This is a genomic window from Georgenia ruanii (genome assembly GCF_009193175.1).
Lineage (GTDB): Bacteria > Actinomycetota > Actinomycetes > Actinomycetales > Actinomycetaceae > Georgenia > Georgenia ruanii.
The window spans coordinates 150,033-163,953 of sequence record NZ_VUKE01000001.1 but is presented as its reverse complement, the minus strand read 5'-3'; the positions used below and the strand labels follow the sequence as shown (position 1 = coordinate 163,953).

Below are 13,921 nucleotides of genomic sequence, written 5' to 3'. Positions count from 1 at the left end.
TTCACAGCACCTTCACCGAGGTGACCGAGAGCTCCCGGCCGCGCAGGATCGAGACGTCCGCGCTGCCGCACCGGCAGAGCGGGATGGGGTCGGCGAGCTCGAACTCCAGCGCGCACGAGCGGCACACCGCGGCCCCGACCGGTTCCTCGATGCGCAGCTCGGCGCCGGCGAGCGGGGTGCCGTCCGCGACGAGGTCGAAACAGAAACGCACCGCGTCGGGGACGACGCCCGAGAGCCGGCCGATCGTCAGGTTCACGACCGTCACCTTCCGCTCGCCGGTGCGGTCCAGAACCGCCTCGACGATGCTCTGGGTGATCGAGAGTTCGTGCATCAGCACACCTGTCCCGCGCCAACGTAGACGCGTGTCGACGAGTGTGCAACCGCCTCTTCCGGGGGGAGAGGCCGCCCGGGCGCCGCTGCTGACGCCGCCCGCCGGCGTCGGTACTGTGGGCCAGCAGCACAGCGATCCTGGTCCGTGACGACAAGGACGTCGGATGCAGCGCACGAGCAGCTCTCCCCGTGGCGCCCCCGCGGGCGCGTGGCGCCCGCACCCCCCGGCACCGGGCCCCGGCCGGGGCCCGGCCGAGCGGAGGTCCCTCGTCGGCATGGGGGTGGTCGTGCTCGCGCTCCACCTCCTGGGGTGGGGGGTCCTCCTCCTCGTCGTCGCGCCCCGCGGCCTCGCCGTCGGCCCGGGCGGGGTGTTCGGCGTCGGGCTCGGCGCCACCGCCTACTTCCTCGGGGTGCGGCACGCCTTCGACGCCGACCACATCGCCGCGATCGACAACAGCACCCGCAAGCTCGTCGGCGAGGGGCGCCCGGCCGTGAGCGCCGGGTACTGGTTCTCCCTGGGGCACTCGAGCGTCGTCTTCGTCCTGTGCCTGCTGCTGGCGCTGGGGCTGCGGGCCCTCGTCGGGCCGGTCGCCGACGCCGGCTCGCCGCTGCAGCAGACGCTCGGGGTGGTGGGCACGACCGTGGCCGGCGGCTTCCTCATCCTCGTCGGCCTGGCCAACCTCGCCGCCGTCTCGGGCATCCTCCGGACGCTTCGCCGCACGCGCGAGGGGACGCTCGACGAGGAGCAGCTCGAGCGGCACCTGGCCCGTCGCGGCTTCCTCGCCCGCCTGCTCGGCGGGACGCTCCGCCGGGTCGGCAAGCCCTGGCACCTCTACCCGGTCGGGCTGCTCATGGGGCTCGGGTTCGACACCGCCACCCAGGTCGCGCTGCTGGTCCTCGCGGCGGGCACGGCCGGGCTCACGCTGCCCTGGTACGCCCTGCTGGTGCTCCCGGTGCTCTTCGCCGCCGGGATGAGCCTGTTCGACGCCGCCGACGGGGTGGTCATGGCCCGGGCCTACCGGTGGGCCGTCGACGTGCCGCTGCGCCGGGCGTACTACGGGCTGACCGTGACCGTGCTGTCCGTCGTGGCGGCGCTGACCGTCGGCACGGTCCTGCTCCTCCAGCTCGTCGCCGAGCGCACCGGGGCCGCGGACGGGCCGCTGGCCCTGGTGGCCGGGGCCGATCTCGAGCACGCGGGCCTCGTCATCGCGGGCGTCCTCCTCGCCGTGTGGCTCGTCAGCGCGGCCCTGTGGCGGTGGCGGCCGGACCGCCGACGGCGGGGTGGCCGCCTGCCCGACCTGGCCGCCACCGAAACGGTCACCGGGCGGCCAGAGCTCTGATACGTTCCCGCCCCAACCGGTGCAAGGACGCGCCGGGGAAGTCCTGGTTCCGCGCTCTGCCGCATTCCCGAGTTACCGCCGGGCACATGCTCCGGCGCCCCGACCTGGAGGACCGTGATGACGATCGTGAAGGTGGCGCTGACCCAGACGCCGTGGACCGGTGACCGGGAGTCGATGACCGCGCTCCACGAGCAGTACACCCGGCAGGCGGCGGCGCAGGGCGCCCAGGCGATCTGCTACGAGGAGCTCTTCACCGGCCCGTACTTCGGCATCACCCAGGACCCGAAGTACTACCGGTACGCCGAGCCGATCCCCGGGCCCACGACCGAGCGGTTCAGCGCGCTGGCCAAGGAGCTGGGCATCGTGATCGTCCTGCCCCTCTACGAGGAGGACCAGCCCGGCGTCTACTACAACAGCGCCGCGGTCATCGACGCCGACGGCGCCGTCCTCGGCACCTACCGCAAGCACCACCTGCCCCACCTGCCCAAGTTCTGGGAGAAGTTCTACTTCCGCCCGGGCAACCTCGGCTATCCCGTCTTCGACACCGCGGTGGGCAAGGTCGGCGTGTACATCTGCTACGACCGGCACTTCCCCGAGGGCTGGCGCGAACTGGGCCTGGGCGGCGCCGAGATCGTCTTCAACCCCAACGCCACCGCCCCGGGCATCTCCAACCGCAACTGGGAGCTCGAGCAGCCGGCCGCCGCGCTGGCCAACGGCTACTTCGTCGCCGCCGCCAACCGGGTGGGCGCGGAGACCAACGAGTACGGCGACGAGGCCGTGACCTTCTACGGCAGCTCCTACGTCGTCGGGCCCGACGGCATGTTCGTCGGCGACTGGGCCTCGAGCACCGAGGCGGAGGTCAAGGTCTGGGAGATCGACCTCGACCTCATCCGCGAGGTGCGCGAGCGCTGGCAGTTCTACCGCGACCGCCGCCCGGACTCCTACGCCGCCATCACGGCGCGCTGAGCGGGGGCGCACCCGTGAAGACCCTCATCACCGGCGGGACGGTCGTCAACGCCACCGGCCGCGCCCGGGCCGACGTGCTCATCGACGGCGAGACGATCGCCGCGGTCCTCGCCCCCGGCTCGACCCTGCTCGGCTTCGACGTCGCGGCGCACGTCGACGTCGTCATCGACGCCACCGGCAAGTACGTCATTCCCGGCGGCATCGACGCCCACACCCACATGGAGATGCCCTTCGGTGGCACCTTCGCCTCGGACACCTTCGAGACCGGCACCGTGGCGGCCGCCTGGGGCGGGACGACGACGATCGTGGACTTCGTCGTCCAGTACCCCGGGCAGAACCCGCTCGACCAGTACGCCCTGTGGCACGAGAAGGCCGCCGGCCGCTGCGCCGTCGACTACGGCTTCCACCAGATCCTCTCGGACATCCAGCCCGCCTCCCTCGACGCCATGGACGAGCTCGTGGCCGAGGGCGTGACGAGCTTCAAGGTCTTCACCGCCTACAAGGGGGTGTTCCTCTCCGACGACGGCCAGATCCTCACCGCGATGCAGCGGGCCGCGGCCACCGGCGCGATGATGATGGGCCACGCCGAGAACGGCTCCGTCATCGACGTCCTCGTCCAGCAGGCCCTCGCCCGGGGCGAGACGGCCCCGATCTACCACGGGCTCACCCGCCCCTGGCAGGCCGAGGAGGAGGCCACGCACCGGCTGATCATGCTGGCGAACCTCACCGGCGCCCCGCTGTACGTCGTCCACGTCTCGGCCAGGCAGGCCGTCGAGCAGATCGCCGCCGCCCGCGACCGGGGCCAGAACGTCTTCGGCGAGACCTGCCCGCAGTACCTCTACCTCTCCCTCGAGGAACAGCTCGGCGCGCCCGGCTTCGAGGGCGCGAAGTGGGTGTGCTCCACCCCGCTGCGCTCGCGGGCCGAGGGGCACCAGCACCACATGTGGCAGGCCCTGCGCACCAACGACCTCCAGGTCGTCTCCACCGACCACTGCCCGTTCTGCATGAAGGACCAGAAGGAGCTGGGCCGCGGGGACTTCTCGAAGATCCCCAACGGCATCGGCTCGGTGGAGCACCGGATGGACCTGCTCTACCAGGGCGTGGTCACCGGCGAGATCTCCCTCGAGCGCTGGGTCGAGCTGTGCTGCGTGACGCCGGCGCGGATGTTCGGCCTGAACGGCCAGAAGGGCGTCATCGCCCCCGGGGCCGACGGCGACGTCGTCGTCTACGACCCGAACGGGCACACGAGCATCGGGCTGGGCAAGACCCACCACATGAACATGGACTACTCCGCCTGGGAGGGCTTCGAGATCGACGGCCACGTCGACACGGTGATCTCCCGCGGCGCCGTCCTCGTCGACGACGGCGAGTTCCGCGGGCGGGTGGGCCACGGCCGCTACCTCGCCCGCGGCCTGTCGCAGTACCTTGTCTGAGTCGGGGGAGACGCGCATGGACTTCGGTGTCGTCCTGCAGAACAACCCGCCCGCCTCGCGGGTCGTCGACCTCGCCCGGCAGGCGGAGACGCAGGGCTTCGACTACGTGTGGACGTTCGACTCCCACCTGCTGTGGCAGGAGCCGTACGTGGTCTACAGCCAGATCCTCGCGGCCACCCGCAAGGTCCGGGTCGGGCCGATGGTGACCAACCCGGCCACGCGGGACGTGACCGTGACGGCGTCGGCCTTCGCCACCCTCAACGAGATGTTCGGCAACCGCACGGTGTGCGGGATCGGCCGGGGCGACTCCGCCGTGCGCGTGCTCAACGGCCGGCCCACGAGCCTGGAGGAGCTGCGCCGGGCGGTCCACGTTATCCGCGAGCTCGCCAGCTCCCGCGCCGTCGAGCACAACGGCGCGACGCTGCGCTTCCCGTGGTCCACCGGCTCCACCCTCGAGGTGTGGGTGGCCGGCTACGGCCCCAAGGCGCTCGCCCTGGCCGGCGAGGTCGGGGACGGGTTCATCCTCCAGCTCGCCGACCCGGACGTCACCGCCTGGACCGTCGGCGCCGTCAAGGAGGCCGCCGAGCGGGCCGGCCGCGACCCGGACAGCCTCGAGTTCTGCGTGGCCGCGCCGATGTACATCGGCGACGGCGACGACCCGGCCGTGCGGGCCCACATGCGCGACCAGACCCGGTGGTTCGGCGGCATGGTCGGCAACCACGTCGCCGACCTCGTGGCCCGCTACGGCGAGGGGTCCACGCTGCCGCGGGCGCTGACCGACTACATCGCCGGGCGCCGGGGGTACGACTACAACGAGCACGGCCGGGCCGGGAACACCCACACCGCGTTCGTGCCGGACGAGGTCGTCGAGCGGTTCTGCCTGCTGGGCACCCCCACGGAGCACGTGGCCCGGCTGCGGGAGCTGCGCGAGCTCGGCGTCACCCAGTTCGCCGGGTACCTCATGCACGACAACAAGGAGGAGACCCTCCGGGTCTACGGCGAGCACGTGATCCCCGCGATGCGCGCCACCGTGCTGGCCAAGGCATGAGCGCGGCCGACGCCGGCACCCCCGACGCCGGCCCCGCCGACGCCGTCGCCATCACCGCCCTCGCGGGGACGGCCGGGTCGGCCCGGGCAGCCGGCGGGACCCGCGCCGGGGTCCGGGCGGTGGCCTACGGCCTCCTCGGCGTCCTCGTGCTGGCGGCGGTGTGGGAGCTGTACAAGCTCCTCGGCCCGGCCGACGGCTGGAGCCTGGCGGGTGCGCGGGTGCTGCCGCGGACCACCGACCTCGCCATGCCGCACGTGTGGGAAATGGCGACCGAGCTCGGCACCCCGCTCAGCTCGGCGACCGGCGCGCCGGCCCTGGCCGTGGCGGTGCTGCGGGCGTGCGGGCTGAGCTTCGCCATCGCCCTGCTGAGCTGGGCGATCGGCGTGGTGGTCGGCTTTTTCCTCGCCCTGGCCATGCAGCGCGTGCGCATCGCGGAGTCCGCGTTCCTGCCGCTGGTGGTGCTCAGCCAGACGGTGCCGCTCATCGCCCTCGCCCCGGTCGTGAGCAGCTGGGGCAGCAGGATCCGGGTGGGCCCGTGGGAGTGGGACGCCTGGATGTCGGTGGCGGTCATCGCGGCCTACCTCGCGTTCTTCCCGGTGGCCGTCGGCGCGCTGCGCGGTCTGCAGTCCCCGGACGCCATCCACACCGACCTCATGCGCTCCTACGGCGCCGGCTGGTGGCAGACCCTGGGCCGGCTGCGCCTGCCCGCCAGCGTGCCGTACCTGCTGCCGGCGCTGCGCCTGGCCGGGGCCAACGCGGTGGTCGGCACGGTCGTCGCCGAGGTCTCCACCGGCCTGCCCGGCGGGGTGGGCCGCATGATCGTCGAGTTCGCCAACTTCGCCTCCAGCGCCCCGGCCCGGCCCTGGGCGCCGCTGCTCGGCGCGGTGCTGCTCGGCCTCGTCACCGCCGGCATCGTCGCGGCCCTCGGCGTCGCCCTGCGCCGGTTCCGACGGACGGAGGTGCCGGCGTGAACGGGGTCGGGGACCCGACGGCGGTGGCCGTCCAGGTCGACGGCGTCGGCCGGGTCTTCGGCACCGGCCCGGCCGCGGTCGTCGCGCTGGAGGGCATCGAGCTGGCCGTCCACGCCGGCGAGTTCGTCTCGCTCATCGGCCCGTCGGGATGCGGCAAGAGCACCCTGCTGCGGCTCATCGCCGACCTCGACCGGCCCACGACCGGGCGCATCAGCGTCTTCGGTCGCGGTGCCGAGCAGGCCCGGCTCGCCCACGACTACGGCATCGCGTTCCAGCAGGCCGGGCTGCTGCCGTGGCGCACGGTGCGGGCGAACGTCGAGCTGCCGCTGGCCCTGCACGGCACCGACAAGCGGGCCTGCCGGGACCGCGCCGAGGAGCTGCTGGCGCTCGTGGGGCTGTCCGACTTCGCCGAGCACTTCCCGGACCAGCTCTCCGGCGGCATGCAGCAGCGCGTGGCCATCGGCCGGGCCCTCGCCGAGCGGCCCAGCCTGCTCCTCATGGACGAGCCCTTCGGCGCCCTGGACGAGATGACCCGGGAACGCCTGCAGACCGAGCTGGTGCGCATCTGCGTCGAGACCGGCGCCGCCGTCGTCTTCGTCACCCACTCCATCCCCGAGGCCGTGTACCTCTCCGACCGGGTGGTCGTGATGTCGCCCCGGCCCGGCCGGATCCGGGAGGTCGTCGACGTCGCGCTGGACCGCCGGGGCGGCGCGGAGCAGCTGCGCGAGGAGGATGCGTACTTCGACGCCGTGCGCCGGGTGCGCGCGGTGCTGCACGCCGGCAGCCCGGCGCCCGTGCGCGGGGTCGAGACCCGATGAGCGGCCGGCCGCTGGAGCGGGTGCTGGCCCCGCTCGTCGCCGTCGTCGTGCTCCTCCTGGCCTGGCAGGGACTCGTCGTGGTGGCCCGCATCCCCGCCTTCCTGCTGCCCAGCCCGGCGGAGATCGGTCGTGAGCTCGTGGCCATGTGGCCGACCGTCTCCCGCGCGCTCCTCGCCACCGGCGCCAACGCCCTCGTCGGGCTGGTGGTCGGGGCGCTCGGCGCGGTGGTGGCCGCGGTCGTCGCGGGCAGCGTCCCGGCCGTGGACCGGATGATGTCCCCGCTGGTCGCGGGTCTGGCGGTCGTCCCGATCGTGGCGCTCGCCCCGGTGCTGTACACGATGCTCGGCGCCGACACCGAGACGGCCCGCCGGGTCGTGGCCGGGATCGCGGCGTTCGTGCCGGTGTTCGTCACCACCCTCCGGGGCCTGCGGCAGGTCCGGCCGGTGCACCGCGACCTCATGCGGGTCTACGCCGTGAGCGGCGCGCAGGCGGCCCGCACCGTGACGGTCCCCACCGCGCTGCCGTTCGTGTTCACCGGGCTGCGGCTCGCCTCCTCGCTCGCGGTGATCTCCGCGGTGGTGGCCGAGTACTTCGGCGGTCCGCGCACCGGCATCGGGTCCTTCATCACGACGGCCGCCGCGGGCAGCAACTACTCGCGCGCCTGGGCGTTCGTCGTCGGCGGCATCATCCTCGGCCTGGCGTTCTACGCCGTCACCCTCGCGCTCGAGAGCGTCGTGCGGCGCCGGACCGGGCTGGGGGCGGCCGGGGGATGAGCACCGCAGCAGAGCTCGGCCCGCCGAGGGCGCCAGGCGCCGGACACCATCCCCCAGGAAGAGGTACGACATGACCATCACGAGACGCATGGCGGCCGTGGTCGCGGCCGCCGCGGCGCTGACCCTGGCCGCCTGCTCGGTCACCACCGACGAGCCCAAGCCCGGCGCGAGCGGCAGCGCCGGCCTGACCCCGGTCAAGCTGCAGCTGCAGTGGCTCACCCAGGGCCAGTTCGCCGGCTACTACGCGGCGGTGGACCAGGGGTACTACAAGGACGCCGGCCTCGACGTGGAGATCGTCCAGGGCGGCGGGGACATCGTCCCGCAGGACGCGCTGGCCAACGGCGAGGTGGACTACGCGATCGCCTGGGTGCCCAAGGTGCTCGGGTCCATCGAGCAGGGCGCGAACATCACCGACGTCGCGCAGATCTTCGAGCGCTCCGGCACCCTCCAGGTGGCGTTCGCCGACTCGGGCATCTCCTCCGTCGAGGACCTCGCGGGCAAGACGATCGGCAGCTGGGGCTTCGGCAACGAGTGGGAGCTCTTCGCGGCGCTCAACCGCGCCCACGTCACCGACTTCACCCTGGTCACCCAGGCGTTCGACATGAACGCCTTCCTGGCCGGCGACATCGACGCCGCCCAGGCGATGACCTACAACGAGTACGCCCAGCTGCTCGAGGCCGAGAACCCGGCGACGGGCGAGCTCTACCAGCCCCAGGACTTCACCGTCATCGACTGGAACGACGTCGGCACCGCGATGCTGCAGGACGCCATCTGGGCCGACGCCGGCCGGCTGGCGTCCGACGAGGCCTACCAGAAGACGACCGTGGCCTTCATCAAGGCCTCGATCAAGGGCTGGGTCTACGCCAAGGACCACCCGGAGGAGGCCGCGACGATCGTCACCGAGGCCGGCTCCACCCTCGGCACGAGCCACCAGCTGTGGATGGTCAACGAGACGAACAAGCTCATCTGGCCCTCCGCCTCCGGCGGGGTCGGCACGATCGACCAGGCCGCGTGGGACGCGACGGTGAAGATGGCGATGGAGACCTCCAACGAGACCGGCGCGACCATCATCACGAAGCAGCCGCCGGCGACCGCCTACTCCAACGAGTACGTCCAGCAGGCGCTGGACGAGCTGAAGAACGAGGGCGTGGACGTCGTGGGCCAGGACTTCGCGCCCGTCCAGGTCGAGCTGAAGCCCGGCGGGAACTGACCGGCCGGCCGGTGCGGGGCCGGGCTCGCGGGGCCCGGCCCCACCTGCCCGCCACGGGGCGCAGCCCGAGCGGGCGGCGGCGTTCCCCCGGGATCAGTGCAGACCGGGCACGCGCAGGTCCGCCCACACCAGCCGGTGGTCGGAGCTGGGGAAGGGGTGCTGGCCGGTCAGCTCCGAGCCCGGCTCGTCCGCCATCGGCCAGTAGACCCCGGCGTCGCGCACGGGCAGGTTGCGCGAGGGCAGCACGTAGTCCACCCGCAGGTTGCCCGGCCCGGGGTTGTCGGTGAAGTCCGCGGTGTCCAGGGCGGCGTCGCCACGGTGGGCGAGGTTCGCGTCGCGCTGGGTGGCGGCCGCCTCCACGGCGCCGCGGGAGGTCGGCTCGGGGTCGCGCAGGCGCGGTGAGTCCAGCAGCTGGTCGATCGCGCCGGCGGTGGAGTCGCCGTCGCGCGGGTCGGCGTTGTAGTCGCCGACGACGACGAACCGTTCGCCACCCGCGAGCCCGCCGGGGCGGCCGGCGTCATCGTAGATGTACTCGCCCGCCCGCCCGCCGGCGACGTAGTCCGCCCAGAAGCGGATCTCGTCGTGGTTGCGCCGGCCGTTGCGGTCCTCGGCGCCGTCGAAGGTCGGCGGGGTGGGGTGGGCGGCGAGCACGTGCACCGTGGTGGCGCCGACCTCGATCGGCACGTCCCAGTGCGACTTGCTCGACAGCGGCAGCTGGGCGAGCACCTCGGGGGCGTACCAGTCCGCCGGCTCGGGGGTGGCCGGGTCGTCGGGCAGCAGGGCCCCGGGCATGTCCTGCCACCGGAAGTGCTGGAAGGTGCGCACCGCGTCGGTGGCGATGGGGTAGCGCGAGAGCACGACCATGCCGTACTGGCCGGGGAAGGTCCCGAAGCCCCACGCGTCGTCGGGCCCGCCCACGGTGCCGTCGTGGTCGAGGTCCCGGCCGGAGGGCACCCCGGTGTTGACCGGCGCGGCGTAGGCATAGGGGTAGTCGATCGCGGACGCGCCCCCCGCGGCGGCACCGGCCGCGAGGTAGCGCTGCCGGAACAGGTCCACGGCCTCCCCGGCGTCGTCGTGGTCGAACTCGTTGAGCAGGACGACGTCGGGGGCGGTGGTCCGGATGATCGCGGCGACCGCGCGGGCCTGGCGGTCGGCGCCCGAGGCCAGGTCGGCGACGAGCTCGCCCGGCTGGGACCGGTTGAGCGAGGCGTTGAACGTGGCCACCCGCAGGGTGTGCTGGTGGTCGCGGGGCCCGCTCGCGGGGGCGGCCCCGGCGGGCGCGGCCGCCCCGACGGCTGCCACCGTCAGTGCCCCGAGCGCGCCCAGCGCCCGCATCCGCGTCCGCATGTGGCCAAGGTAACAACGTGGCCATCGGACGGAAAGGGTTCGGGACGTTTGGGGACGGGTGGGGTCGTCAGCCGTCCAGCTCGCGGTCCCGCTGGACCGCGCCCTGCACGCCGCGGACGACGGCGGGGGAGAAGCCCGCCTCCTCCATGGCCACCAACCCGGCCACGGTCGTCCCGCCGGGGGAGGTGACCATGTCGACGAGGTCCGCCGGGGTGGCGCCGTCGGCCGCCCGCTCGAGCACCATCTGCGCGCTGCCCAGGACCGCCTGGGCGGCGATGCGCACGGCCTGCGCCTTGGGCAGCCCGTTGCGCAGCGCCCCGCGCGCGAGGGCGTCGATGAAGGTGAAGACGAACGCCGGGGAGCAGCCGGCGATGGCGGAGTAGGCGGCGAAGTCCCGCTCGGGCAGCACGATCGCCCGGCCGACCGCCTCGAAGAGCCCGACGACGCTGTCCACCTGCTCGTCGCCGGCCTCGGCGTTGCCGCACACCGCCGCCATGCCCGCGCCGATCTGGGCGTTGACGTTGGGCATGACCCGCACCACCGCCTGCCCCGCCGGCAGCAGCTTCTCCAGGCGGGCCAGCGTGGTGCCGGCCGCGAGGGAGACGACCAGGGAGCCGTGCTCGGCGAGCAGGTCCTGCAGCGGGCGCAGCACCTCGGGGATGACGTGCGGCTTGACGGCGAGGACGACCACGCCCCCGGCGCCGACCTGCTCCACCAGCTCCTCGTTGGTGCCCAGCACGTCCACGCCGGTCTCGCGCGCCAGGGCCCGGGCGGAGCTCCCGTGGGCGCTGGTGACGACGACGTCCTCGGGGGCGACCGACCCGGACGCCACGATGCCCCGCACGATCGCGCCGGCCATGTTGCCGGCGCCGATGAACCCGACCCGCATGCTGCTCCCTCTGCTCGCGCGGGGCCGGCGGCCCCGACCCGTCCGGCACAGTATGGCGCGGGGGCGGCATGATGACGCCATGCCATCGCAGAACGAGCCCACCCTCCCGCGCGCCCTCGTCACCGGCGCCTCCTCCGGCATCGGCGCCGCCACCGTGCGGCGGCTGCGGGCCGAGGGCTGGCAGGTGCTGGCCACGGCCCGGCGCGCGGACCGCCTCGCGGCGCTCGCCGCGGAGACCGGCTGCGCGACCTTCCCCGCCGACCTGACCGATCCCGACGACGTCGCCGCCCTGGCCGCGCACGTGCGGAGCGCCGGGCCGCTGCGCGCGCTGGTCAACAACGCCGGCGGCGCGCTGGGCGCCGACCCGGTGGCCACCGGCGAGGTCGCGGAGTGGGCCCGGATGTTCGAGATGAACGTGCTCGCCACCCTGCGCCTGACCCAGGCGCTGCTGCCGCACCTCAGGGCCGACGGCGGCGGCGACGTGCTGACCGTGACGTCCACCGCCGCGCACGACACCTACCCGGGCGGGGCCGGGTACGCCGCGGCCAAGCACGCCGAGCGGATGATCCCCGCCACGCTGCGCCTGGAGCTGGTCGGCCAGCCGGTGCGCGTGATCGAGATCGCCCCCGGCATGGTCAGGACCGAGGAGTTCTCCCTCAACCGCCTCCACGGCGACGCCGAGGCCGCCGAGCGCGTCTACGCCGGGGTGGCCGAGCCGCTGGTGGCCGACGACGTCGCCGACGCCATCGTCTGGACGCTGACCCGCCCCGCGCACGTCAACATCGACCAGCTCGTCATCCGCCCGCGGGCGCAGGCCTCCAACACCGTGGTGGCGCGCGAGGGGTGAGGCCTCGCGTGCACCGGCTGCGGGCGCGGCCGGCGCGTGCGTAGGCTCCTTCCTGCCGCCCGATGACGTGGTCGGGCGGGCGCGAGCGCCGGCCTCCGGGCCGGCCCGCCGCAGGCCGCACCGGAGGGAGCGCGCCGTGAGATCGCGCCGCCTGCGGCTCCTGGCCGCCGCCGTCGTCCTCGCCGTCGCCGCCTGCACCCCCACGCCGTCCCCGTCCGGCCCGGAGAGCCCCTACCCGCAGCAGGGCGCGAGTCCGGCCGCCTCGGCGGACTGGGTGCGCACCGAGAACGCCAACGCGGGCACGCCCGGCTGGCAGATCGCCCAGCCGAGCCGGCCCGGGGAGATCGAGGGCTACGCCGACACCGTCAGCGCCGAGCCCGGGCAGCAGGTCCGCCTGTTCGTGTCCACCACGGCGCCGGGGTTCCGCGCCGAGGCGTTCCGGGTCGGCTGGTACGACGGCGTCGGGGCCCGCCGGTCCTGGTCCTCCCGGCACGTGGCCGGCCGGCAGCAGGCCCCGGCGGTCACCACCGCGGACACCCGCACGGCGAGCGCCCCCTGGGACCCGTCCCTCACCGTGCCGACCGCGGGCTGGGTGCCCGGTGACTACCTCATTCGCCTGACCGCCGACTCCGGCGGGCAGACCTACGTCCCGCTCACCCTGCGCACGCCGGACGCGCCGGGCCGGGTGATGATCCTCAACGCCGTCACCACCTGGCAGGCCTACAACACGTGGGGCGGGCGCAGTCTCTACACCGGCCCCGACGGCTATCGCGACCGCTCCTACGCGGTGAGCTTCGACCGGCCGTACGACAAGAACGACGGCACGGGGCTGTTCCTGGTCGACGAGCTGCCCGCCGTCCGTCTGGCCGAGCGCAGCGGGGTCGACCTGGGCTACCTCACCGACGTCGACCTCGACCGCGACCCCGCCGCCGTCCGCGGCGCCCGGGCGGTGATCTCCCTCGGTCACGACGAGTACTGGTCGACCGTCATGCGCGATCGGCTCACCGCCGCCCGGGACGCCGGCACGAACGTCGCCTTCCTCGGCGCGAACGCCGTCTACCGGCACATTCGCTTCGACGGAACGAGCACCGGGGACCGGCGCCTGCAGATCGACTACAAGGAGCCGCGGCTCGACCCGCTGCTCGGCAAGAACGACGCCGAGGTGACGGCGGACTGGCCCCGCGGCCCCCGCCCGCGCCCGCAGTCCGACCTGACCGGCACCTTCTACGAGTGCAACCCGGTCATGGCGCCGATGGTCCTCACCGACACCCCGGCGTGGCTCTTCGCCGGCAGCGGCGCCGGCCCCGGCACGACCCTGCCGGACCTGGTCGGCTCGGAGTACGACCGGGTCAACCTCGCGGTGCCCACCCCCCGGCCGATCCAGGTCCTCGCGCACTCGCCCGTCACCTGCGGCGGGCGCCGCTCCTACGCCGACATGGCCTACTACTCGACGCCCAGCGGGGCCGGCGTGCTCGACGTCGGCACCAACATGTGGGTCCGGGCGCTCGACCACGGCGCCGGCACCGGGGCGGACGCCGGGAGCAACGAGGCGATCGTCAGCCAGGTGACGACGAACCTGCTCGACGCCTTCGCCGCCGGCCCCGCCGGCCAGGCGCACCCGGCGATGGACAACGTGCCCGAGCCGGGCTGAGCGCGGGGCGGGGCCGCCGGCGGCGACGTCGGGCCGCGGCCGCCCGCCGGTCGGCGCTACACTCGGCCCCACAGGCGTCGACCCGGCCATCACCGGCGAGCCTCCGGAAGAACAGGGCCCACCGGCCCCCAGTAGAACCGGACGGGCAGGCCCGTCACAGCCTTTCTCGAGCGGTCACGACCGGCGGACGCCGGGCGGGGCAAGCGAGGTGGTACCGCGGCACCGGCCGCGCGGGCCAGGGCCCGCGGGACGGCGTCGTCCTCGCAGCCAGCACAAGTCGTCACCGACCGAGGAGCAG

At 74.1% G+C, this 13,921-nt stretch carries 13 protein-coding genes; 10 read left to right on the top strand and 3 right to left on the bottom strand.

Annotated elements, in window-relative coordinates:
* Position 1: 1 nt before the first annotated feature.
* Positions 2-331, bottom strand: coding sequence for a hydrogenase maturation nickel metallochaperone HypA/HybF (locus GD880_RS00730; protein ID WP_152229719.1), 330 nt, complete (start codon positions 329-331; stop codon positions 2-4).
* Between the two features lie 274 nt (positions 332-605).
* On the opposite strand from GD880_RS00730, the gene GD880_RS00725 reads away from it, so the two are divergent.
* The 8 genes from GD880_RS00725 to GD880_RS00690 all read left to right on the top strand — a co-directional run bounded on the left by GD880_RS00725 (position 606) and on the right by GD880_RS00690 (position 8,889).
* On the top strand, positions 606-1,670 hold the full coding sequence (locus tag GD880_RS00725; protein ID WP_152230125.1) for a HoxN/HupN/NixA family nickel/cobalt transporter: 1,065 nt from the start codon (positions 606-608) through the stop codon (positions 1,668-1,670).
* A 117-nt stretch (positions 1,671-1,787) separates the two neighbouring features.
* A complete protein-coding gene (locus tag GD880_RS00720; protein WP_152229718.1) occupies positions 1,788-2,636 on the top strand; it encodes a nitrilase-related carbon-nitrogen hydrolase in 849 nt (282 codons plus the stop codon).
* A 14-nt stretch (positions 2,637-2,650) separates the two neighbouring features.
* Positions 2,651-4,069 carry a dihydropyrimidinase gene (hydA, locus tag GD880_RS00715; protein ID WP_152229717.1) on the top strand — a complete coding sequence of 473 codons (1,419 nt, stop codon included), beginning with the start codon at positions 2,651-2,653 and terminating at the stop codon, positions 4,067-4,069.
* Positions 4,070-4,085: 16 nt separating this feature from the next.
* Complete coding sequence (locus GD880_RS00710; RefSeq protein ID WP_152229716.1) at positions 4,086-5,117, top strand: TIGR03842 family LLM class F420-dependent oxidoreductase; 1,032 nt, start codon at positions 4,086-4,088, stop codon at positions 5,115-5,117.
* Positions 5,114-6,088, top strand: coding sequence for an ABC transporter permease (locus GD880_RS00705; protein WP_152229715.1), 975 nt, complete (start codon positions 5,114-5,116; stop codon positions 6,086-6,088). Before GD880_RS00710 ends, GD880_RS00705 begins: the two co-directional genes overlap by 4 nt.
* Entirely contained in the window at positions 6,085-6,906 is an 822-nt protein-coding gene (locus GD880_RS00700) for an ABC transporter ATP-binding protein (RefSeq protein WP_152229714.1), read from the top strand. Before GD880_RS00705 ends, GD880_RS00700 begins: the two co-directional genes overlap by 4 nt.
* Positions 6,903-7,679, top strand: coding sequence for an ABC transporter permease (locus tag GD880_RS00695; RefSeq protein ID WP_152229713.1), 777 nt, complete (start codon positions 6,903-6,905; stop codon positions 7,677-7,679). The genes GD880_RS00700 and GD880_RS00695 overlap by 4 nt, the downstream gene beginning before the upstream one ends.
* 70 nt (positions 7,680-7,749) lie before the next feature.
* Positions 7,750-8,889: an ABC transporter substrate-binding protein gene (locus GD880_RS00690; RefSeq protein ID WP_152229712.1), complete on the top strand. Its 1,140-nt coding sequence runs from the start codon at positions 7,750-7,752 to the stop codon at positions 8,887-8,889.
* A gap of 93 nt (positions 8,890-8,982) precedes the next feature.
* On the opposite strand, the gene GD880_RS00685 is transcribed toward GD880_RS00690, so the two are convergent.
* Positions 8,983-10,236 carry an endonuclease/exonuclease/phosphatase family protein gene (locus GD880_RS00685; protein WP_226909275.1) on the bottom strand — a complete coding sequence of 418 codons (1,254 nt, stop codon included), beginning with the start codon at positions 10,234-10,236 and terminating at the stop codon, positions 8,983-8,985.
* 67 nt (positions 10,237-10,303) lie between these two features.
* A complete protein-coding gene (gene proC / locus GD880_RS00680) occupies positions 10,304-11,125 on the bottom strand; it encodes a pyrroline-5-carboxylate reductase (RefSeq protein WP_152229711.1) in 822 nt (273 codons plus the stop codon).
* A 79-nt stretch (positions 11,126-11,204) separates the two neighbouring features.
* Here proC and GD880_RS00675 point away from each other — a divergent pair, with 79 nt between their 5' ends.
* A complete protein-coding gene (locus tag GD880_RS00675; RefSeq protein ID WP_226909274.1) occupies positions 11,205-11,972 on the top strand; it encodes an SDR family oxidoreductase in 768 nt (255 codons plus the stop codon).
* A gap of 136 nt (positions 11,973-12,108) precedes the next feature.
* A complete protein-coding gene (locus tag GD880_RS00670; RefSeq protein ID WP_152229710.1) occupies positions 12,109-13,623 on the top strand; it encodes a N,N-dimethylformamidase beta subunit family domain-containing protein in 1,515 nt (504 codons plus the stop codon).
* Positions 13,624-13,921: the final 298 nt, after the last annotated feature.